Here is a 22343-nt window from a genome sequence, read left to right as displayed (position 1 = left end):
TGCACGTTGTTATCAATCACAAAACTACAAAATTTGAAAGCAATTCACAACTACTGATTAGATATTCATATAACTCACTTAGTTGTTATCAATCGCAAAACTACAAAATTTGAAAGCAATTCACAACACGAGAAGGTAAACAGTGGTATTATTCCTGGTTGTTATCAATCGCAAAACTACAAAATTTGAAAGCAATTCACAACTTGTATGCTTAGTTGATATAGTATTTTATTGTTGTTATCAATCGCAAAACTACAAAATTTGAAAGCAATTCACAACAAAGCTGAGCGTAGGAAGTCTTGAGAGTCCGTTGTTATCAATCACAAAACTACAAAATTTGAAAGCAATTCACAACCTACCTCAAAAAACTCAGAAACATAGGAAAGTTGTTATCAATCGCAAAACTACAAAATTTGAAAGCAATTCACAACAAGATGGGATTAAAAGAATTTAATGACAGTGTTGTTATCAATCGCAAAACTACAAAATTTGAAAGCAATTCACAACGCCCAAATGTACCTTTTTATTAAGGGCATTGTTGTTATCAATCGCAAAACTACAAAATTTGAAAGCAATTCACAACATAAATGTTTGATTTATCAAATAGTTCAACAATAAAGCGCAAAGACACAAAAAAAATATTTTATAAGTAACAAAGCATAAAAAAGGTTGCCCAGACTTCTGAGCAACCTCTTTCTATATTCTATTAGATGATTAACTTCCTAAGGTATACCAATGTACGCCTATCAAATATTGAAACTCCGCTGAAAACGACAACCGTACGGCAACTACCAGCAGAAAAGTCAATGCCGATAAGCCTATCTTCTGGTACGTCTTGCTCACGGTGGCAATGAGCATTCCTAATAAAAAAGCTGCCCCTGTGCTCACAATATAAATCAGAGCTAAACTGAAATGTGCATCAGGCAGACTCCCTGCAATAAGCATTAACCCCGTAAACGGAAGAACAATGCGTAAGGCACTTTGTAGGCATTCTTGGGGTCTCTCTCTTACAAAGAGATAACTCATAATCACTACACCTGTTAAGTATAGGGGTAGGGTTACCAAATGATCTCCATAGGCTATTGAATTTATAAACAAGTAAAGTGCAATAGCTGAGATAAGTTCTAAAAAGATTTGTACTGACTTTTTCATAATAAAAATGATTAATTATGGGAGTATTAGTTCTTCTCCTTCTTCTCTTGATTAAATATTTTAGAGTTTTGCGACAAAGTTATAAGATATTCTCTTCTCTGTCAAGTAAGTTAACAAAGTTTAAGATTGTTTTAACTTTTAATTGTAGACTTTGTATTGTTTTTAACAAATTCTAAATAACAACCTTTTTAGTATATCAATTTGTTCATCTGAAAATTGTTGTTATCAATCACAAAACTACAAAATTTGAAAGCAATTCACAACTTGCTTATCAACCTCTATAATGCAAGGTTCGTTGTTATCAATCGCAAAACTACAAAATTTGAAAGCAATTCACAACGTGTCCTGCTGATGAAGATTAAATAAAAAGTTGTTATCAATCGCAAAACTACAAAATTTGAAAGCAATTCACAACGGAACTTGTCCCTTACGAATATAACCCAAGGTTGTTATCAATCGCAAAACTACAAAATTTGAAAGCAATTCACAACATCTAAGAATTGTGTTTCAGAAATAGCAGGGTTGTTATCAATCGCAAAACTACAAAATTTGAAAGCAATTCACAACAGACTTGCCAGAGCCAATAGGGCAGTGATGTTGTTATCAATCGCAAAACTACAAAATTTGAAAACAATTCACAATACAACGTTATGATTTTTATTTGTTTTTTTAGATGATAATTCTTACCTTTGTACCCTAATTTAATATTAAAAATTATGGGTATTATCGCAACACTTATTATTGGAGCCATCGCTGGATGGTTAGGAGGAACTATCTACAAAGGTAGTGGATTAGGTCTTATTGGCAATATCATTATTGGTATTCTTGGAAGTATCGTGGGATATTGGCTTTTAGGAGATGTGTTTCACGTCTCACTTGGAGGAGGATGGATTGGTGCTATCTTGACAGGAGCTATTGGAGCTATCGTTATTTTATTCTTGATAAATTTGATATTTAAAAAGAAGTAATAAGGAAGGAAGAGCACATATTAAAAATGAAAAACCCCCGAAAATATATATTTTCGGGGGTTTTTTAGTACTTCTTTTAGAATTACCTACTGGCGTTAGCAGTCCAGGTCTTTCCATCTGTAGTATACAGAATGTACAATGAAGAGGCGTTAATTCTGATTACTTTTAAACCATCTTGCAAATCAACATTTACTAAAATGTTATCTCCTTCTTTTTTGAAGCTAACACCTTTAAGGTCAGGAATACCATCTGAAAAACGGAAATAATAGTCATTTCCTGTTTTAACAACTGTTACGGCTCCGTTATCAGCAGATTTTTTCTCATTTCCATTTGAGTAAGAGATACTACCTTTGTAGGTTCCTACAAAGAGGTCATTGTCTGCTGGGTCATCATTCTTGCTACAAGATATAGAAGAAAAAGCTACTAGTGATAAACAAATCACTGATACTAAAGCAATAATTTTTTTCATACTTGATTCAATTTAAAAAATTAATATTAAAGTTTGTTGCAATAATTATGCCATTGTAATGCGTTATACAATTTTTAATAGTTGTTATCAATGGAAAAACTACAAAATTTAAAGGGGATTCACGACTATGTGGCTGTACAACTGAATGTTTGTAATAAGAGTTAATGTTTTAGGCGAAATTATAAAATTTGGGTTCATTTCATATGTGTTTTGATATTATTGAATAATTGTAAAGTTTGTATAGAATCGCCATAATTCAAAAGAAGTATTTGATTTTTGGAGTGATAAATCTTAATGTAAGGTTTTGTATTAACACGTAAAGAAAGTTTATATACATCTCCTTTTTCGGTTTTAAAAAATCCCTTTTTGATGATTCCTACATCAAATCCGTTAGTTCGCAAAACAAATTTAGGTAATTCGTTAACAAGAGTTATTGAATCAATATCTTTCATTTTAATATTAAAATGATAAAGACCTGAATTCTCAATTCTTTCTTTGCTAACCTCAATATCACTTTCTCTCATCCCATAAAAAAGAAAAATACACACAGCCCCGATTAAGAAAAGAACAATGTAAAAATCTTTTTTAGAAAAAGCTTGTTTTTTTATAGGATTAAATCGTAGTACGGATAAAATGGGAATAAGCAAGCCTGGTAATATGGAAATACCAATGTCCCAAACAACGGAACGAGACAAAAAAGTTAAAAAAATAGAAGCTAATCCACAAATAATAAAGACATTACGCAGATACAGCGTATAATCTGTGTTTTTTAAAGGTTCTTTCTCTTCATCAGACAATGTGTTATAGCCTGATAATAAGTTAGGGAATTTTGAGATTAGGAATCCCATTGTTATGTAAAACACTCCTAAAATACAATTTATGGTATCCATAAAAGTTTAGTTTTATACGTTAATAATACGAGAAATATTACAAGACAAAGATAAATATAACAAAATCTGTTTAAACTTTTGGCAAAGTTACAATAAATAATTAGAAAATGAGGGAATGAGAAAATTAGAGAATGAGAAAATTAGGGAATTAAGAGATTAGCAAATGGGGTGCGAGTTACAAGCTTGCACCAGAGAAGATTAACTTTGCCAAAGTTTGAAACTTTGGCAAAGTGTATCCCCCTAAAAGTGACACATCTGAGCTATCGGAAGGAAACGGAAGAAATCATAAAAAGACTGGGAGGTTTTTTGATGAAAAAAGGGTGTAAGATGGGTGGGGGTAGCTTATAGAGAGCTTATAGGAAGCTTATACGAATCTTGGACGATTGGTATAGAAAGGGCATATAAGTAGTTGATTCATACTATAATACAACAGTGCTAAAAATGTTAAAAACGGGGTTTCGAGGCGAAAGAAAAAGAATCCTCACCCCGTCCCTCTCCCAAGGAGAGGGAGAATGTAGTGACGCAAAAGAATGAATATAGAGACGGAAAAAGGGAGAAATGACGAGTGACGAGTGACGAATGACAAGGGGCGAGTGGCGGAAAAGGGGGAATGTAGCGAGAGAAAACAGAAGGGTGAAGGGGGAAATGATAGAGTTTTCTTTTATGTATTTTGTATATATTACAAAAATCATTATTTTTGCGGTTGTAATTTAATTGTTTTTTCAAGATGAATAAAATGAAATGTTTATTTTTAATAGGCGTACTTTCAGTAATGAATGTTTGTGCGCAAGATTTTAAAGTGAAAAAGGGTGAACTTCTATCAAATGGTACTTCCGTTGCTAAGATTGAGAAAAAGGACGGTAAATATCAATTTAGTGACCTTTCGAATCATTTGTTGTACAGGGTGGTTCTTACGGCTGAAACGGCACAAGGTAATTTAGCTCCTCACCGTTGGATAGAGTTTTCTAATGCTAATGGGGTAATTCGGGAAGTGGCAATTCCGGATAAATTGAAATTTACTTTTTCGGGTGAGAAGTACCTGCTTGACTGTGTGTTTAAATCGGGGACTGGAATGCTCACAGAAAAGGGTATTGACCCTGCGGTGGTAACGGCTTTTTTTGAGAGTACTCATCGTCCGTTCTCAGAGAAATGGGACGCTGTGTTTGAACAAGAGCGGAATACTATTCAAACGGAAGATAACTTGGCTATGGCTGATAAAATTTTGGTACAGGGAGAAGCGATTCTTAAAAACGGCAAGCAGATAGGCATTATTGTGCGCAAAGTGCAAAACGGAGATGGGGGTATTGTTATCACTGATTTTACGGTAACAGATATCAAAGGTCACGTAGTGGCTACTGCGCATCATCATTCGTATAAAAACGAAGATTATTTCGTTATAAAAACCTACGACCAAAAAGAGTTTCCGGTATTTGTTCCTCTTACCAAAATAGGGGTGGCTGATAAAAGAATTGTGAATAGGCTTTATGCCAATGGCTATCCGTTTGGCGATATGACTGAGGCTTTTAGTCAATATTTAGAAGGTAGAAAGAATGCTATCGACCAGCAAAATAAAGAAATGTTGGAGGAAGCGAAAAAGCAAACGGTAAATATTTACGATGCTCCGGGTTATGTGATAGATGCTAAAGGGGATAAGAAAGAGGGGCTTATTACGATTGAATTCCAGTCGGTAGGAGCGATACTTAACAAAGAGCAGAATGTATCAGACCTTACTTCATATGGAGCAACGATGAAACTCAAAAAGGAAGGTGAGAAAGACGCTTATTTTAAAGCGAAAGACGGTGTGAAATTCTGCATAGAAGAGCGTTGTTTTATAGGTTCAAAAAGTGCAGAAGACGGCTTTTTTGCTCACGGAGGTTCACAGCTAAACGTACTTTCGGGGGCTGCTCAGTTCTTTGAAATTCTGTATGATAACAATGGCAATTACGTGTTGGCACACAGCAGATATCCTGAGGATTACTATTTGAAGATTAAGGGAGCTGACAAAGCGGTATATTTGGGAGATAAAGCAACTTTTGGTTCGAAGAGTGCGGATAAAATACAAAAAATATTGGCTAAATATATCAACTGTCCTTCGTTAGATGTTACTAAATACAACACCAAAACGAAAGAAGGAATGATACAGTTGGTAGATGATTATACAAAGACTTGTAAATAGAATATTTTTGGGCAAAAAGTAAAATGTTTTGTAATATTTTAGGGTATAAGTATTGCCGATAACTAAAAAAATAGTATCTTTGCCCTTGTAAATATTATCAGAATAAGCAATAAAAAGGAATACCAATATGGAAATTCAAGGACGAATTATAAAGATTAGCCCTACACAAACCGTAGGACAAAACGGCTTCCAACGCCGTGATGTGGTGATTTCTACTGAGGAGCAATACCCTCAGTATATCCCCTTTGACTTTGTACAAGAAAAATGTGTACTTCTCGACAACTTTCAGGTAGGGCAATTGGTACGCATCAGTTTCAATATTCGCGGTCGTGAATGGGTAAACCCGCAAGGTGAAACTAAATATATTGTGAACTTACAAGGATGGCGTATTGAAAATGCTGAGGTGGCACAAGGAGCCTATCCCCCTCCGCAAGGGCAATATCCACCACAGGGGCAACCTGCTTATCCGCCACAAGGATATGCACAACCACAATATCAGCAAGCGCCTCCGCAATATCAGCAAGCCCCACCACAATACCAACAAACGCCCCCTCAGTATCCGCCACAAGCCCCTCAACAGGCTTTTAGTGCACCAGACCCCGCACAGGGAGCTTCTGCCCCTACTGAGGAAGACGATTTGCCATTCTAAAGAATGATATACTTAACGAACGATAAAACATCTTTTCCTTCCCCCGATACGGCTTCGGAGGAAGGAATTGTTGCTTTAGGAGGGAACCTTACCCCTGAACGGCTTATTGAGGCGTATTCGGAGGGTATTTTCCCTTGGTATAACGAAGGAGAGCCGGTAGTCTGGTGGTGTCCTGACCCGCGTTTTGTACTGTTTCGGGAGAAATTGCATATCAGCAAGCATATGCGCAAGATGCTACGCGAAGCACCTTATAGCGTTACTTATAACCGTTGTTTTACTGAGGTGATGCGACAGTGTGCTACTGTTCCGCGTAAAAACCAAGACGGTACGTGGATTCACCCTGAACTGATAGAAGCCTATACAGGCTTGCATAAAAGAGGGATAGCGCACTCGGTAGAGGTGTGGGAAGGAGATGTGCTCATAGGAGGTTTATACGGGCTAAAAATGGGCGAAATCTTTTGTGGGGAGAGTATGTTTAGCAAGCGCAATAATGCGTCAGAATACGGCTTTATCACCTACCTGCAAGCACACCCCGATATAGCATTGGTAGATTGCCAAATATACAGCGAGTATTTAGAGCGTTTGGGAGCAGAGGAAATACCTCGCAAAGAGTTTTTAGCGCTTTTAGGTAAGGCATATGAAGAAAGAGAAAATGAAAAGATAATAACTTAAACTGTATGAATATGAAACCTTTTACATTATTACTATTTACGTTGGCTCTTATGAGCTGGGGTTGTTCAAAGAAAGAGGAGGTTAATGAGAAACCTTGGAAATTGGTATGGGAAGATAATTTCGATAGGGGAGATATTTTCTCAACGGGTGTGTGGACAAAAATGAACCGTTGGGGAGATAACTGTTGCAACACAATGAGCAGTGACCCGAGTTTGTTTGAGATAAAGGACGGGAAGATGATTCTTTTAGGGGTGACCAATAAAGATTTAGAAAAAGACCCTTCGCCTTACCTTACTGCGGGAGTTTGGACTAAAGGGAAGAAGTTTTTCCAAAAAGGGAAGATAGAAGTACGCTGTAAGTTAGAAGGTACGCAAGGAGCGTGGCCTGCTATATGGTTGGTTACCAAAGACACTAAATGGCCTGAAGAAGGAGGAGAGATAGACCTTATAGAACGCTTAAATTACGACCCTTTTGTGTATCACACTGTGCATTCGCCGTTTACATATAAAAAGAAAGCAGGACCAAAAAACTCTACTTCTTTCCCTATTAATCCTGATGACTACAACACTTATGCAGTGGATTTTGAAGGAGATGTGATACGGTTTTACGTAAACGGACTGCCTTCATTTGTCTACTCGCGTATGCCTGGTAAGGAGAGTGAAAAGCAATTCCCGTTTGATTTGCCTTTTTATTTGATTATTGATATGCAACTGGGAGGTGAATGGGTAGGCGAAGTAAAGCCATTTGATAAACCGGTGAGAATGTATATTGATTGGGTGCGGTTTTATCAGAGGTAAACGAGGTATAAAAATGATTGTTTTAATTACTGGAGCTTCACACACAGGTAAGACTTTTTTAGCTCAAAAGCTATTAGAAAAATATAAATACCCATATCTATCAATAGATCACTTGAAAATGGGATTAATTCGCAGTGGTTATACTAAACTTACCTTAGAAAATGATAAAGCACTTACAGATTATATGTGGCCTATTATTCGTGAAATGATTAAGACAGCCATAGAAAACAAACAAAATCTTATCATTGAAGGAGTATACATTCCTTTTGACTGGGAAAAAGATTTTACAAAAAAATATCTCGATGATATTAAATGTTATTGTCTTGTAATGAGTGAAAACTATATTAAAACCCACTTTGAGGATATAAAGAAATATGCAAATGCCATAGAAAAGCGTTTAGATGATGATTGGTGTACAATGGAAAGTGTTTTAGATGATAATGCACAATTTTTAGCCCTTGCAAAGAAACATAACACTAATTTGATACTGATTGATGATAGATATAAGGTAAATATCGAGCTATGATAAACTATAAAATTTTTGTTTTGGAGAGACTTAGAGGGGCAGAGAAATGGTATAGTTATTTGCTAATGGTGCGAGGGGCGACTAACAGCACATAACTGAGGGCACCTACTCCTATACATATTGCCATTGCAAATACCATTGGGCGCTCGGAGGTGATGGCGAAAAGCGAGAGCACTGCTCCTACTACTGAACCGATACCAAAACGCAACATTCCTGTGAGTGAATTGGCGGTACCCGCTACTTCGGGGTACATATCCAAAATGGCGGCATTGGCACTGCTGGACACTACCGATACCAAACCTACAAACATTGAAACGCCTGCTACCGTAGCCCATAATCCCAAATGGAAAATACCGCATATCACCAGCCACGCTCCTGCAATGAGTTGGATAGTTAGCCCCAACCGCAAGGATTTTTCTACGCCTATTTTGGTGACGAATTTGCCATTGAGTGAGGTTGCTGTCATCATTACAATTACATTGAGAAGGAAAAAATACCCAAAGTGTTGAGGGGCTACCCCAAAGAGTTTGGTGTACACAATAGAGCCCGTGGTGATAAAGCAAAACATTCCTGAATAGGAAAGCGAATTGCAGAAAATATACCCCAATACCTTTTTGTTGCTGAGGAGCTTTCCATAAATACGCAAGGTGTTGCCTATTTTCAAAGGAACACGCTTGAACTTAGGAAGCGTTTCAGGGATTTTATAACTCACTAAGAGCGCCGCCAAGAGTCCTAAAACCATCAGCACGTAGAAGATGATATGCCAATGAAACCAGTCGGTGAGGTGACCGCCCAGTACGGGGGCGATGAGAGGGGCAATCATCGTGACAATCATAATCATTGACATTTGGCGGGCGAACTCATTTTTGGCGAAAAGGTCGCGTAAGAGCGCGCCCGTTACTACCGCCGGCGATGCTCCAAAAAAGCCTTGTACAAAGCGCAGTATATAAAAGTGATGGATATGATGAATTTGCGTAATCGCTAACGACACCAGTGCCGAGGTGATAATCCCAATGAGAATGATAGGTTTGCGCCCATAACTATCGGAAAGAGGTCCCCAGAAGAGTTGCCCAAAAGCAAAACCAAGGGTAAAGAGCGCTAAGGTTTGAGAAATCATCTCTTCAGATACGTTCAAATCGTTAGCAATCTTCACAAAAGCAGGGAGATACATATCGATAGCCAGCGGGGTGAGCATCGATAGGAGTCCCATAATGAGGATAAACAGTAGGTCGGGTTTGGGTTCGTGTTGTTGTTGCATTATCAGTTTCTTGAAATTAGAAAAAAGAAGTGTAGCTTGCACTACAGAATTGAACAAAAATCTTTGAAAAAATAAAAGATAAGACTACGTCTTAGAAATCTTACAAATATAAAAACAAATCGAACAAGCCATAGCACAGCAGGCATTTAAATGATTTGTTTAATTTTTCTTCCGAAGAGAGATTCTATTTTTTAGGGTCTTTAATACGTTCTATTTCCTTTACAATTTCTTGGTAGTGTAGATGGTTAATAGATGAAGCAGGTTCTTTAGCAAGAGCTTGTTTGGCAAAAGCCTCAATCATATCTAAATGTTGCAAGGCAAAGAGGCGCACATCCGATACTTGCTGTATGCTCGCAGCTTTACTGTTTTTAGCCTCAGCAGGCGCGTTGATGAGTCTATCGATTTGAGAGAGGTACAAGCGTTCGATACCACGGCGATAGGTGTTTTGACGCGCATCGGGGTTGTTGAGGGGTTTCCATACCGCTTTGAATACATCTTGCAGATATTCGTTTAGCGGATAAGGATTTTTGGAGGTGAGCGATTGGTTATAAAGGTTGTAGAGGGTTGACTCTCCTAAAAGCACACTCAGGGTAAGGTTTTGCATACTGATGATGTTCTTATCGGGGGTTGCTCCTGTTTTTTCTACTATTTCCTGAGGATATAACCACAAAGGCGCTTCAAAAAGTTCTTTATCTAAGTAGTTAATAGCTTCTTTTACCTTCTCTTTGGGTACTTCTTTATAAACTTCTTTCTCACCGATGATGCCCACATATCTATTGCCAATGTGTTTGAGCACGTGCTTCAAATAGCGGAAATACTGCATATAGGCAGCGGTTTGCATTTCGTCTAAATGTTCGTATTTGTCGTTAGGTTGTTTTGTCCATTCAGGGAGGTGTTGCACGATGTAGCGGAGGTTTTTTAATCCGTAGGTATTGGCTTTCATCACGTTGTCCGAAAGGTCTTCAGTTTGTGCGCGAGGGTCTTCATCTTTGCCTTCCCCTCCGAACCACAATCGCGGATTGGCTTTGAGTTTTTGGGTAACCATTTCGGCAAGAGCTTCTTGTTCGGCATACTCGTCTTTATATTTGTTGCCGTAATAGCGATATCCCCATTCAATTGCCCATTTGTCGTAGATGCCTATGCGTGGATAGAGTCCTTTGCTGTTAATATTGTCTTCGGGCTGTGCCACATAGTTAAAACGCGCATAGTCCATAATAGAAGCAGTATGCCCATTGGCTTCAACCCATTTTTTGTCGCGGAGTTTTTCGACAGGCGTTTGGCTACTGGCGCCCATATTGTGGCGCAAGCCTAAGCAGTGCCCTATTTCGTGAGAGGACACAAAACGCACGAGGTCGCCCATTAGTTCCTCGTTGAACTCCATAGTACGAGCGCGTTTATCCACAGCACCTACCTGAATCATATACCACTGATTGAGGAGTTTCATCACGTTGTGATACCAACCCACGTGACATTCTATAATTTCACCACTGCGAGGGTCGGCGATGTTAGGACCGTAGGCGTTACTTTTTTCGGAAGGGAGGTAGCGAATTACGTTGAAGCGGGCATCTTCTAAACTCATAGAAGGGTCGTTAGGCCAAGGTTTTGCGACAATAGCCTCTTTGAATCCCGCTTGTTCAAAAGCAACATTCCAATCGTTTACGCCCAAAATGAGGTATTTTTGCCATTGTTTAGGGGTAGCTGGGTCGATATAGAAAACGATTTGCTTTTTGGGGCGTACTAACTGACCGCTGAGGTATTTTTTAACATCTTCTTTGCGAGGTTCTAAGCGGAAACGGTGGATATAATATTCAGTTTCGGTGCGTTGTTGCTGGTCGCTGAACTTGATGTATCGGGTAGCGAAAAAGCCCACACGAGGGTCGAAGAGGCGTTTTTGCATAGGTGTTTTGGGTAAAAGCACCATAGAGATATTCAGTTCTAAGGTAATAGCCCCCACCTTGTTTGCCGACGGGATGGTACTGGGTGAAGCGCTGAACGTTTTGAGAGCATTGACCTCTACGTTGATAGGATAAGGACGTATATCGTCTACAAAAGAACGATCGGTAGCGATAGCGCCTATTTTCATTTGGGTTTTTGTATTCGATGAAAAAGAGGTAACACTGTTGTCTTGCTTGAAGAAATCGGTGATATCAATGAGCTGTGCTTTGGTTTTGGGGTTACGCCCGATAACGGTGAATGATGCCACCACAGGATTTGCACTCGAATTGGCTACTGCCACCGAGATATTATCGTCGGTGCCGGCTTCTTGCAGATTTAGAAACGAGCGCAAGAGGAGTGTTTTTTCGCCTTTCTGCTCGAAATAGACGGTTTGTTCATTCACTTTTTCGCCTGCATAGAGTCCGAAGTTATGAGGAGCTGCTTTGAGTCGCGTTACGCATAGCAAATAGCGATTGAGGAGGGAATCGGGGACTTCAAAGTACCACTTATCTTCAATTTTGCGAATCGTAAAGAGTCCGTTGCGCTCTATACCCTTTTTTTTGATGAGTTTAGCGTACTCTTCGGCGCGCTTTTGCTCAGGAGTCTTTTCGGGTTTTTCAGTTGTTTTGGTTTTAGTAGTATCTTTAGTAATGGTATCTTTCACAGCAGGTATTTTCTGCGCGAAAATCATTGTTGTAAATGATAGGAAAAGTATAAGTAAGTGTTTTTTCATTATTAGGTGTCAGGGATTAGACTTGTTAGACACGTCTGATCTGAGAGTATTTGATTTTGGGGTGCAAAAGTAGAAAATAATTAGGAAATTAGCAAATGAGGAAATGAGAGAATTAGGAAATGAAGTGCGAGTTTGAGTTGAGGAGATGAGGCTGTGCCTCAGAAATTAAACAAAATTTAAACAAATCAAGGCTGTGCCTTGTGGAAAGGGGGGGGTTAGTCGGATTTTTCGGAGAAACTCGGAGGAGCGAGGTCGTGGTACGACAGGGTAATTAGGAAATGAGGTGCGAGCCGCACGGGCAGTCGTAGCACGACGGGCGATTAACTTTGGCAAAGTGTGTGTCGCAAAAGCGATGTATTTGGGGCATTAGGGGAATTCGGAAGGAAACGGAGGGTTTCGGAAGAGGGAAGAAAGGGTTTTTGATGAAAAAAGGGTGTAAGAAGGGTGGGGTTAGCTTATAGAGAGCTTATAGGAAGCTTATACGAATCTTGGACGATTGGTATAGGAAGGGTGTGTAAAAAATTGATTAATAGCTTAATACAACAATGCCAAAAATGCCAAAAATGGGGTTTCGAGGCGAAAGAAAGAGAAAAGGCATTAGGCCTTAGGCCATAGGTGCTAGGGGGGAGTATGACGGAAAAGGGAAGTAATGACGAATGAACGAGAGACGAATGACGAGGAGCGAGTGACGAAAAAGGGGGAATGTGGCGACGAAAAAGGGGAATTAGGAAATGAGAGAATTAGAAAATGAGGGAATTGGCAGATGTGAGAATTGGCAAATTAAAAAATTAGTAGATTGGTAAATTTGCTAAATGGAAAATTATTTATACTTTTGCGTCTTGGGAAAAACAAAAGAGAAATCGTATTACTGTATGATTATTGATAAAATAAAAGAGCATATTGCTAAGATAGAAGATTTTAGCGCGAAAACTAAGGAAGAACTTGAACAATTCCGCATTCAGTACCTCGGTAAAAAAGGGGTGCTCAACGACTTTTTTACCGCTTTTAAAGAGGTGCCTAAGGAGGAGAAAAAGACTTTTGGGCAGGTAGTGAATGAGCTCAAACAAAAAGTAGAGGCCAAAGTACAAGAATGGCGCGAGCGTTTGGAAGAACACAGTGAAAGCAAAGGTATATACGGCGATTTGAGTCGTCCTGCGACCCCTTCGCCTATCGGGGCGCGCCACCCTATTTCGATAGTTAAAAACGAAATTGTGAATATCTTTGCCAATATAGGTTTTAACGTATCGGACGGACCTGAGATAGAAGACGACTGGCATAACTTTACTGCCCTCAACCTTCCTGAATATCACCCTGCTCGTGATATGCAGGACACGTTTTTTATACAAACTAATCCGGATATTCTCCTACGCACCCATACCAGTTCGGTGCAAATACGCTATATGGAGGGACATCAGCCACCTATACGGACGATTTCGCCGGGTAGAGTATTCCGCAACGAAGCTATTTCGGCACGTTCACACTGTTTGTTCCACCAAGTAGAAGGCTTATATATAGATAAAAACGTATCGTTTGCTGACCTGAAACAAACTTTGTTGTACTTTACTAAGGAGATGTTCGGCAAGTCGCGTATACGTTTGCGTCCGTCGTACTTTCCTTTTACCGAGCCGAGTGCTGAGGTAGACATCTATTGGGGACTCAATAACGAGGTGGATTACCGCATTACCAAAGGTACTGGTTGGTTGGAAATTATGGGTTGTGGTATGACCGACCCTAACGTACTTAAAAACTGTGGTTTTGATAGTGAGGTATACAGTGGTTTTGCCTTCGGTATGGGCGTTGAACGCATTGCAATGCTTTTGTACCAAATAGGGGATATACGTATGTTCTATGAGAACGATATGCGTTTCTTGGAACAGTTTAAAAGTGCGCTTTAAGTGCGAGCCGATTAGGGAATGAGAAAATGAGGAAATGAGGAAATGAGGAAATGAGTTCTTAGGTCACAGGGAAACTTTGCCAAAGTATAGGAAGCAATATACGAATTGCATAATTTGCAAAGCGCCAATATTTACATATAAATAAACAATGCTAAACCTTAAAAATATATTCTTTGCTTATGAAGGGCAAGACCCTATACTGCAAGACATTTCTTTTGAGTTGGCGCAAGGTGAGCACCTTTCGCTGATGGGAGAAAGTGGTTGTGGCAAGAGTACCTTGCTGAAAGCTATTTATGGTCTCATTGATGTGCAAGAAGGTACTATACACTTCCATAACGAGCGCGTAAGAGGACCTTCTTGGCAGTTAGTGCCTGGGTTTAAAACGATGAAATACCTTGCACAGGACTTTGGGTTAGGTCCTTATCACACAGTAGCTGAAAATGTAGGAAAGTTTATCTCTAACCTCGATCTAACCTATAAAAAAGAGCGTGTAATGGAGTTGCTTACCTTGGTGGGAATGGAACGTTTTGCGCCCTTAAAAGCACTGAACCTCAGCGGTGGTGAGAAACAGCGTGTGGCATTGGCAATGGCATTGGCACAAGAACCTCAATTGTTATTGCTTGACGAACCTTTTAGTCAGGTGGATAATTTTAGAAAGAGCGAACTACAACGCACTCTCTTCACCTATTTGAAAGAGCAAAACATTAGCTGTATAGTGGCTACTCACGACGGTAAAGACGCACTTTCTTACTCCGATAAAACCCTTATAATGCGCGACGGAAAGCTATTGTTTTTTAACAATACGCTCTCAGTTTATTTTCAAAATACCGATTATTACACTGCTTCTTTGTTTGGAGAAGTGAGTTGGCATAACGGTAAGCTCTTCAAACCCCAACAGATTACCATTACAGCAACCTCTGATTGGGAAGCTACTGTACAATACTGTTATTTTCAAGGAGCACAATACCTTATAGAAGCTACTTCGGTAGAAGGGAAAGTGTACTTCTACAACGATACCCCCATAGAGAAAGGGGAGAAGGTGTGGTTGAGGATATTGTAGGGGGCTGTATTGTCCTTTTCAAAAATATTTGTACCTTTGCACCATAACAATACTTGCAAAGTATGGAAAAGATTAAAGAATTCTTAAAAAACTCAGGAAAGAAACTAGCTTGGCAATTTGCTTTTGCCATAGTGGCGTGTATTATATTAGTTTGGTGTGTATTGCAACTCTTGCGCATCTATACGGCGCACGGAGAGTACATTACAGTACCGAATTTGAGCAAGAAAACACTTACCGAAGTAGGGGTGATATTAGATAAGCAACAATTGCGTTATGAGGTGTTGGATTCTACTGAATACGACCCTAAATACCCTCCTCTATCGGTAATCAGTCAGACGCCTGAGGCTACCGAGAGAGTAAAGAAGAACCGCAAAATATACCTTAACATCAATCCGTCGGGCTATCATAAAGTAACAGTGCCTAAGGTGATACAAGTAACGCGGCGGAATGCAGTAGCTACCTTGCAATCGGTAGGGCTTGCCATCGGTAGAGTTACTTATGTGAACAATATAGGGAAGGATATGGTATTGGAGATGCAACACGACGGTAAACCCGTACAACCTGGCGATAAGCTTATTAAAACCTCACGTATAGACCTTGTGTGTGGCAACGGCTTAGAGGCTCGGGATACTATCCCTACCGAAATACCTATTGAAGAACTGATGGGGGACTAGTGCGAGCCGCACAGGCAGTCGTAGCACGACGGGCGGTGTGAGCCACACTAGCAAGTGTGAGTCGCACGGGCAAGTGTGAGCAATGCAGGCTATTATAAATTTAAACTTTGGTAAGGGGCGTAGTACGCACGCTATTAGAAACTTTGGCAAAGTTTGTGGCGCAAATGTAAGGTAATGCGTGATATAGACGAGATAGAAGATTTAGACGATTTAGAACCAGACGGAGAGGAAGCTCCTTCTCTTTACGAGCATTACTCCTTTACGGCGGGCAAAGGGCAAGAACCTTTGCGCGTGGATAAATTCTTGATGAATTTTGTAGAGAACGCCACCCGTAACAAGGTGCAACAAGCAGCCAAGCAGGGTAATATTTTTGTGAATGGCGAGCCTGTAAAGTCTAATCATCGTGTGAAAGCTAATGACGAAGTAAAGGTACTTTTTCCTCACCCTCCTCACGAGGATTTATTGGTGCCCGAGAATATTCCTTTAAACATAGTATACGAAGACGATAGCCTTTTGGTGGTAAATAAACCTGCGGGTATGGTGGTACACCCTGGTCACGGCAACTACAGCGGAACGCTCATCAACGCATTGGTATATCATTTTGAGAACTTGCCTAACAACAGTAGCAATCGTCCTGGGTTGGTACATCGTATCGATAAGGATACTAGTGGACTTTTAGTAGTGGCTAAAACCGAAGAGGCGATGTTACACCTTACTCAACAGTTTTTTAATAAAACTACTCAGCGCGAATATATAGCCCTTGTATGGGGTAATATAGAAGAAGACGAAGGAACGGTGTGTGGTCATATTGGGCGACACTTAAAAGACCGCCTGCAAATGGACGTCTTCCCCGATGGTTCTCACGGTAAAGAGGCAGTAACCCATTACAAGGTGTTAGAGCGTTTTGGTTATGTAACACTCATTTCTTGCAAGTTAGAAACAGGGCGTACACACCAAATAAGGGTGCATTTAAAACACATAGGGCATACCCTTTTCAACGATGAACGTTATGGGGGCGACAAGATTTTGAAAGGAACGACTTTTGCCAAATACAAGCAGTTTGTAGAGAATTGCTTTGCGGTATTACCTCGCCAAGCTTTGCACGCTAAAACCTTAGGTTTTGAACACCCCGTAACTCACAAGTACCTTAGCTTTGATAGTGAACTTCCTAATGATATGCAACAGTGTATAGAGAAATGGAGGAATTATAAGAAGTCGATGGTAAGTGATTAGCTATATAGTTTACTCTTTTATTTTTCTATTACATATTTTAGATTGTCAAAGAGTCGTTGGATAAGACGGCGGTCTTTGGTGATGATTTCTGCTGTACCAGAAGTTGCTTTATCAGTTTTAATATACTCTCCATAATTAGTTTTTAGTCCTTCATTAAATTGTACAAGTACTAAATAAACCTCCATTTCTCCTTGTGTAGTTTTTTCTTCTTTTTTACTCATTGAGATGGAAATAACAGTTCCTCGTACTGAACCATATTCTAAATAAGGGAAATCATCTAATTTTACAACTACTTCTTGTCCTACTTTTACTTTACCTGCTCCTAGGGTAGGTAAAAGCATCTGTCCTAAACTCTTTTCTTGCGTAGGTATTACCGAAAAAACTTCTGTACCTGCAGTTACATATTGGTTTTCTGTCCAAAAGTTAAGAGTTTGTACTTTACCTTTTATAGGAGATTTGATAATATATAGATGTTCCCATTTATTTATTTCTTCCATAAGTTTATTATAGGAGGTAATAATATTAGTTTTTAAATCATTATATTTAATTGCTTTTTGTGTAGTAAGTTCTTTTATGGTATTGGTAGTTTGCTTAGTTTGTTTTTCCATAGAGGCAAAATTTTCTTTATCGGAGGTTATATTATTTTTGGTTTGTAAGAGCGTCATATTCGATTTGTCCATATCGGCTTCAGCAACTGTTTGAGAAGAAAATAATAAGGAGTCTCTGCGGTGTATTTTTTTAGCAAAGATATAGTAGTTTTCATCAATTGCTAATCGTTCTTGAAAAATATGTAACTCTCGTAGTTGTTTTTGATAGATATGCTGTAGATTATTTATCTGTACATCATAAAGTTTTTCAGTTTCATAGAGATATAATTGTTCTACATTGGATAAAAAGTCATAGTATGAGACGGTAAGTTCTCCTAAGGTAATTTTATTAGGTAGCTTCTTCAAAATATCAGTATATTGAGGAGAGGTTAAAAAATCTGACAAATTGTTTTTTATTTTTATGATTGTATCGTAAGAAACCGTGTTTTGGATATAAGCAATAGGCTCATTTTCCTTTACGTCTGACAGGAATTTATCAGAAAATAAGTGTATTTTTCCGGAGCTATTGGCAACTAACTTTATTTCTTTGGCTGTACTATTAATGGTAATTTTTCCTACAATAATATCCGGATATTTCACTATGAAACCAAAGAAAAAGAATGCGACAACTATAAAGATGATGATATAGGAGGTATATCTACCAAATTTATGGGGCATCCTGTCTATAATATCTTGTACTTCCTCAGTACGCTGATGTTTGTAGTATATGTTGGTATCTGTTTCCATTATGTATATTTTAGTTTCTTCTTAATTTATCTGATTTATATAGATTACTTTCGAATGCAAAAGTAAGTATTAATCTTTAAAAGAAAAATATTTTTTTACTTTTTCATAATATTCATTGTAGATATATTTTTATGAAAACATACTTAGAGATATAAAAATAGCAATATTAAAATATTAAATATGTCTATTGTTTTTCAAAAATAGCGATGTTAAATTTTTAATATTCTAGAGCAAGAGTAATGATAAGAAAGCAATATTTATAAGATATTTTTGCTATAAAAGAATGAAAACCATTTAAAAACAGTGTTAAAATTATGTTTTTTTTATATAGATACTTGACAAGAATTTTCTTTTTACGTACCTTTGCAAAACTAATTATTATTAAATAAATAAAAAATGACAAAAATGACAAAAAACAAAGAGCGTGCAAAATTACTTTTAGAAGCTCTTGAAGCAGAATTAGAACTCCTCAAGGCAGAGGATATGAACAGTTGTAGAGCGGGTTATGCAGGGCGTCCTTTTCCTACAGGTTTAGGAGAATTTGATCCTTTGACTCCTCCTCAACCAGAAAATAACCCTTATAGTGGCTATTATCCTACCAGTTTTGGTAATTATGGAGGAGGTGATGGCAGAAAGAGTAACCCCTACACACAAACGGAGTTCAACAACTTGCATACTAATCCCTCATTTAAAGGAGGTTGGGTGAAAGACAATAATGGGAATATGTATTTTGGCTATAAAAATGGTGATAAGCAAAATGATATGAATGATCATTGGAAAAAAGTAGGGAAGTATGATATTGACAATTGTTCAGAATGCTCTTGTGGAATAGGAACAAAAGGGAGCCATTTAGAGCCTAGTTTTGGAAATATTGCAGGGCAGACTCTGAACCATTCTAACCACCATAAAAATGAATATTATAATCATTATGGAGAATGTGAGCAAGATAGAAAGCGCCCGAAGAAATTGTATGAAAAGATATTAGGAATTTAATAGAGCACCTCTATAATGAAATTTATTATCAACCTAATAAAGTTTATAGGTATCTTGGCTTTCATACCTCTATGTATTTTTCTCATAGAGTTATGGAAGCCTATAAGTTGGAATAAGATTTTTTTTATAAGAACAGGTGTTTTTTCTTTGATTATAACCCTTATTCTTGTAATTTTTATTTGTAAAAAAAAATTAAGAAAGAGCAGTTTAAAGAAGTGAATATATTTAGGACTGTATTCTTTGCTTTTGTTTTAGCGGTTATTTTACATCCTTTGTTATTTCTGATAAATTATTATGGATATGTACTTAATGAAATTTCACAAGAAGGTATATCATTTATGAGTGAAAATTTTGTATTAGGTGTTTTGATAATTGCTCCTATTTTAGAAGAATTAAGTATACGGATAGGGATTATCAATACTTTTAAAGGGAAGTTGCCAAACTGGTTATTGATAATAGGGACATCATTGCTTTTTGGAATATTGCACATAAAGAATATAAACTTTGTGATAGCAGCTTTTGTAATGGGAGTGATACTTTCCTATTTATTCATACACTCAGGGAATGCATTGTTATTAATTTTAGCACATTTTTTCATTAATTTATTTACTTATATACCAAGTCAGTATTATGCGCCTTTCTATCTATATTTGTTGGAGCATATATATATTCCTATTATTGTATTTGCATTGGTTTTCATTGTTATTGCATTTAAAAGAGATAAGTTTAAGAGGTTACTTTTATCAACAGTAGGCGAAAATATCTAAAACAGTAAAACCACTATAAAATATGATACACATTTATTTGATAGATTATCACAACCCATTACAAAATAATGGTTTGAATAGTTACGTTACTCAACTTACTAAGCAGTTAAAAAAAACTGAAGGAGTGGTATTGCATCTCATCTGGGTGAAGGTGGCTTTTGTAACAACTATTAAAACGGAGATGCTTGATGCTGTAGAGCATATTTATTTGCCTTGTGATCTTGTTTCTGCCAGCGCAATAAATGAACAAGAGAATAAGATAGGTTTGTTTCTACAAGAAAAAACGAAGGGACAAGAGAAGGTTGTGTTTCATTTCAATTGGATAAATCAGGCACCTTTTGCTCGTGTTTTGAAGCGCTATATGCCAGAGTGTAAAACTGTTCTGACGGTGCATTGTGTGCCTTGGCGAGATTTTATAAAGTCGGATTATTTTTTGTTTTTTAAAATACGGAAGGCTTTTATTCAAAGACAAAAAATATCATTTATATTAAGAAATAGATTAGGGAATGAAGCGAAAGCATATTACAGTGTAGACCATATTATTACTGTTACGAGCGATGCGGCGGATATATTACAGCACCTTTTCGATATTCCTAAAAATAAGATTACTATTATTCATAATGGTATTGATTTGAACGAGATTAATGTAAGAGAGAATAAAGGAGAGTTGAGAAGAAAATATCATTTTTCTATTTCTGAAAAGATTGTGTTATTTGCAGGGACATTATGCGAAAATAAAGGAGTCGCAGAGCTAATAGAGGCTTTTGAAAAACTTATAGAGAAGGACTCCTCTCAAAATTACCGATTGATTATTTGTGGTAAGGGAGATTATGATTGGGTTTACTCAAAAATCCATCATTATAGTTTAATAACTCTTACAGGGAATCTCTCAAAAGAACAATTATATGAATTTTATACTCTAGCAGATGTAGGGGTTATCCCTTCGTATGCAGAACAATGTAGCTATACGGCTATTGAAATGTTAGCTAACCAGCTACCTATTGTTGCTACTGACATAGAAGGACTAAATGAAATAATAAATGATGGAGTGGGATTAATGTCTCATTTAGAATTTACTTCTGAGAAAGTTACTTTTAATATTGAAGATTTAGCAGATAATATACACACTGCCTTATTTGATCTTGAACAGATTAGAAAATATAGTGAAAAATCTTTGCAAAAGGTAAGAGACAATTTCAGTGCTGAGGTAATGGCTACCAAGACGATGCAAGTATATGAAAGAGCATTTGCTACTAATCCTGAAAAATACGTCTCTCACATTACTGATTTGGTAAGTGTAGTTATTCCTTGTTATAATGGCGAAAAATATTTGAACCAATGTATTGAAAGCGTATTGAATCAAACTTATGAGAATATAGAAATTATTTTAGTAGATGATGCTTCAAAGGATAGAACTTATAAGATAGTTTCTCAGATCAAAGATAGTAGACTAAAGGTTATTCGCAATACAAAAAATAGAGGAATTGTATATAGCTTAAACAGAGGAATTGCTGAGGCAAAGGGGAAATATATTGCGCGTTTAGATGCTGATGATATGATGTTGCCTAACAGAATTGCTTTACAAGTAGATTTTTTAGATAAAAATCCTACTTATGCTATGGTAGGGAGTAATCATATACTGGTAGATGAACAAGATAATATATTGCAATATGTATCTTATCCTGAAACTAATGCCGAAATACAACTATTTAAATATTTTTTTAATTCATTTTCGCATCCTACTGTAATGTTTAGAAGTTTTGTATTTAAAGAATTTCTTTACTATGATGTCTATTCATATTGTGAAGATTATGCATTGTGGTTTGATATATCTAGAAAATATAAAGTGGGAAATATTCCTCAATATACTACTTATTACCGGTTGCATAAAGAAAATTTATCATTAAAAAACCAAAAAAAGCAGCAAGAAAGTGCTTTAGAATTAGTGTTAGATAATTTAGAGAATGCAGGAGTAGTTTTAGACACAGAAGAAATGAAAATGCAGGCAGCGATTCTCTCTCGTAAAATGAAACTGTATTTCGATTCATCAGAAAAGAAAGAAAAGTTAGTTTATTGGATAGATAAATTGATAAAAATCTTTAATGTTAAAGACAATGATTTGCGAGAAAACTTGTTGATGTATTGTGTTGGTAAGTCGTAAG

Annotated in this window: 19 protein-coding genes; 13 read left to right on the top strand and 6 right to left on the bottom strand. The window is 37.4% G+C overall.

Features of this window, described 5'->3' with window-relative positions:
• Positions 1-714: 714 nt before the first annotated feature.
• Entirely contained in the window at positions 715-1152 is a 438-nt protein-coding gene (locus tag HW279_RS02710) for a hypothetical protein (RefSeq protein ID WP_009388479.1), read from the bottom strand.
• Between the two features lie 716 nt (positions 1153-1868).
• Between HW279_RS02710 and HW279_RS02705 the strand changes: the two genes are divergently transcribed.
• Positions 1869-2120, top strand: coding sequence for a GlsB/YeaQ/YmgE family stress response membrane protein (locus HW279_RS02705; RefSeq protein ID WP_009411577.1), 252 nt, complete (start codon positions 1869-1871; stop codon positions 2118-2120).
• An 82-nt stretch (positions 2121-2202) separates the two neighbouring features.
• Here the strand turns inward: HW279_RS02705 and HW279_RS02700 are convergent, their stop codons facing one another.
• Together HW279_RS02700 and HW279_RS02695 are read right to left on the bottom strand one after the other, a co-directional pair.
• Positions 2203-2589, bottom strand: coding sequence for a hypothetical protein (locus HW279_RS02700; protein ID WP_178957869.1), 387 nt, complete (start codon positions 2587-2589; stop codon positions 2203-2205).
• Between the two features lie 194 nt (positions 2590-2783).
• Complete coding sequence (locus HW279_RS02695; protein WP_178957868.1) at positions 2784-3479, bottom strand: DUF3784 domain-containing protein; 696 nt, start codon at positions 3477-3479, stop codon at positions 2784-2786.
• Between the two features lie 736 nt (positions 3480-4215).
• Between HW279_RS02695 and HW279_RS02690 the strand changes: the two genes are divergently transcribed.
• The 5 genes from HW279_RS02690 (at position 4216) to HW279_RS02670 (ending at position 8299) form a co-directional block, all read left to right on the top strand.
• A complete protein-coding gene (locus HW279_RS02690; protein WP_255495759.1) occupies positions 4216-5655 on the top strand; it encodes a hypothetical protein in 1440 nt (479 codons plus the stop codon).
• A 127-nt stretch (positions 5656-5782) separates the two neighbouring features.
• Positions 5783-6304, top strand: coding sequence for a DUF3127 domain-containing protein (locus HW279_RS02685; protein WP_009411581.1), 522 nt, complete (start codon positions 5783-5785; stop codon positions 6302-6304).
• Between the two features lie 3 nt (positions 6305-6307).
• Positions 6308-6976: a leucyl/phenylalanyl-tRNA--protein transferase gene (gene aat / locus HW279_RS02680; RefSeq protein ID WP_178957866.1), complete on the top strand. Its 669-nt coding sequence runs from the start codon at positions 6308-6310 to the stop codon at positions 6974-6976.
• Positions 6977-6981: 5 nt separating this feature from the next.
• On the top strand, positions 6982-7773 hold the full coding sequence (locus HW279_RS02675) for a glycoside hydrolase family 16 protein (RefSeq protein WP_178957865.1): 792 nt from the start codon (positions 6982-6984) through the stop codon (positions 7771-7773).
• 13 nt (positions 7774-7786) lie between these two features.
• Positions 7787-8299 (top strand): zeta toxin family protein, encoded by a 513-nt coding sequence (locus tag HW279_RS02670; RefSeq protein WP_178957864.1) that lies wholly within the window; start codon positions 7787-7789, stop codon positions 8297-8299.
• Between the two features lie 55 nt (positions 8300-8354).
• Here the strand turns inward: HW279_RS02670 and HW279_RS02665 are convergent, their stop codons facing one another.
• Together HW279_RS02665 and HW279_RS02660 are read right to left on the bottom strand one after the other, a co-directional pair.
• Positions 8355-9557, bottom strand: a complete 1203-nt coding sequence (locus HW279_RS02665) for a Bcr/CflA family multidrug efflux MFS transporter (protein WP_178957863.1) — start codon at positions 9555-9557, stop codon at positions 8355-8357.
• A 184-nt stretch (positions 9558-9741) separates the two neighbouring features.
• Complete coding sequence (locus tag HW279_RS02660) at positions 9742-12225, bottom strand: zinc-dependent metalloprotease (protein ID WP_178957862.1); 2484 nt, start codon at positions 12223-12225, stop codon at positions 9742-9744.
• 872 nt (positions 12226-13097) lie between these two features.
• On the opposite strand from HW279_RS02660, the gene pheS reads away from it, so the two are divergent.
• The 4 genes from pheS to HW279_RS02640 all read left to right on the top strand — a co-directional run bounded on the left by pheS (position 13098) and on the right by HW279_RS02640 (position 17087).
• Positions 13098-14120 (top strand): phenylalanine--tRNA ligase subunit alpha, encoded by a 1023-nt coding sequence (pheS, locus tag HW279_RS02655; RefSeq protein WP_002673912.1) that lies wholly within the window; start codon positions 13098-13100, stop codon positions 14118-14120.
• Between the two features lie 148 nt (positions 14121-14268).
• On the top strand, positions 14269-15180 hold the full coding sequence (locus HW279_RS02650) for an ABC transporter ATP-binding protein (RefSeq protein ID WP_178957861.1): 912 nt from the start codon (positions 14269-14271) through the stop codon (positions 15178-15180).
• Positions 15181-15242: 62 nt separating this feature from the next.
• Entirely contained in the window at positions 15243-15854 is a 612-nt protein-coding gene (locus tag HW279_RS02645; RefSeq protein ID WP_002673909.1) for a PASTA domain-containing protein, read from the top strand.
• A 174-nt stretch (positions 15855-16028) separates the two neighbouring features.
• A complete protein-coding gene (locus tag HW279_RS02640) occupies positions 16029-17087 on the top strand; it encodes an RluA family pseudouridine synthase (protein WP_178957860.1) in 1059 nt (352 codons plus the stop codon).
• Between the two features lie 17 nt (positions 17088-17104).
• On the opposite strand, the gene HW279_RS02635 is transcribed toward HW279_RS02640, so the two are convergent.
• Positions 17105-18421 carry an HlyD family efflux transporter periplasmic adaptor subunit gene (locus HW279_RS02635; protein WP_178957859.1) on the bottom strand — a complete coding sequence of 439 codons (1317 nt, stop codon included), beginning with the start codon at positions 18419-18421 and terminating at the stop codon, positions 17105-17107.
• A 405-nt stretch (positions 18422-18826) separates the two neighbouring features.
• Between HW279_RS02635 and HW279_RS02630 the strand changes: the two genes are divergently transcribed.
• The 3 genes from HW279_RS02630 to HW279_RS02620 all read left to right on the top strand — a co-directional run bounded on the left by HW279_RS02630 (position 18827) and on the right by HW279_RS02620 (position 22342).
• A complete protein-coding gene (locus HW279_RS02630; protein ID WP_178957858.1) occupies positions 18827-19414 on the top strand; it encodes a hypothetical protein in 588 nt (195 codons plus the stop codon).
• A gap of 215 nt (positions 19415-19629) precedes the next feature.
• Positions 19630-20181: a CPBP family intramembrane glutamic endopeptidase gene (locus tag HW279_RS02625; RefSeq protein ID WP_178957857.1), complete on the top strand. Its 552-nt coding sequence runs from the start codon at positions 19630-19632 to the stop codon at positions 20179-20181.
• Positions 20182-20203: 22 nt separating this feature from the next.
• Positions 20204-22342 carry a glycosyltransferase gene (locus tag HW279_RS02620; protein WP_178957856.1) on the top strand — a complete coding sequence of 713 codons (2139 nt, stop codon included), beginning with the start codon at positions 20204-20206 and terminating at the stop codon, positions 22340-22342.
• The last annotated feature ends 1 nt before the right edge of the window (position 22343 follow it).

It is taken from the genome of Capnocytophaga sp. oral taxon 903, assembly GCF_013394785.1.
GTDB classification, from domain to species: Bacteria; Bacteroidota; Bacteroidia; order Flavobacteriales; family Flavobacteriaceae; genus Capnocytophaga; species Capnocytophaga ochracea.
The sequence above is the reverse complement of the archived record's forward strand: the minus strand, read 5'-3'. Positions and strand labels throughout refer to the sequence as shown.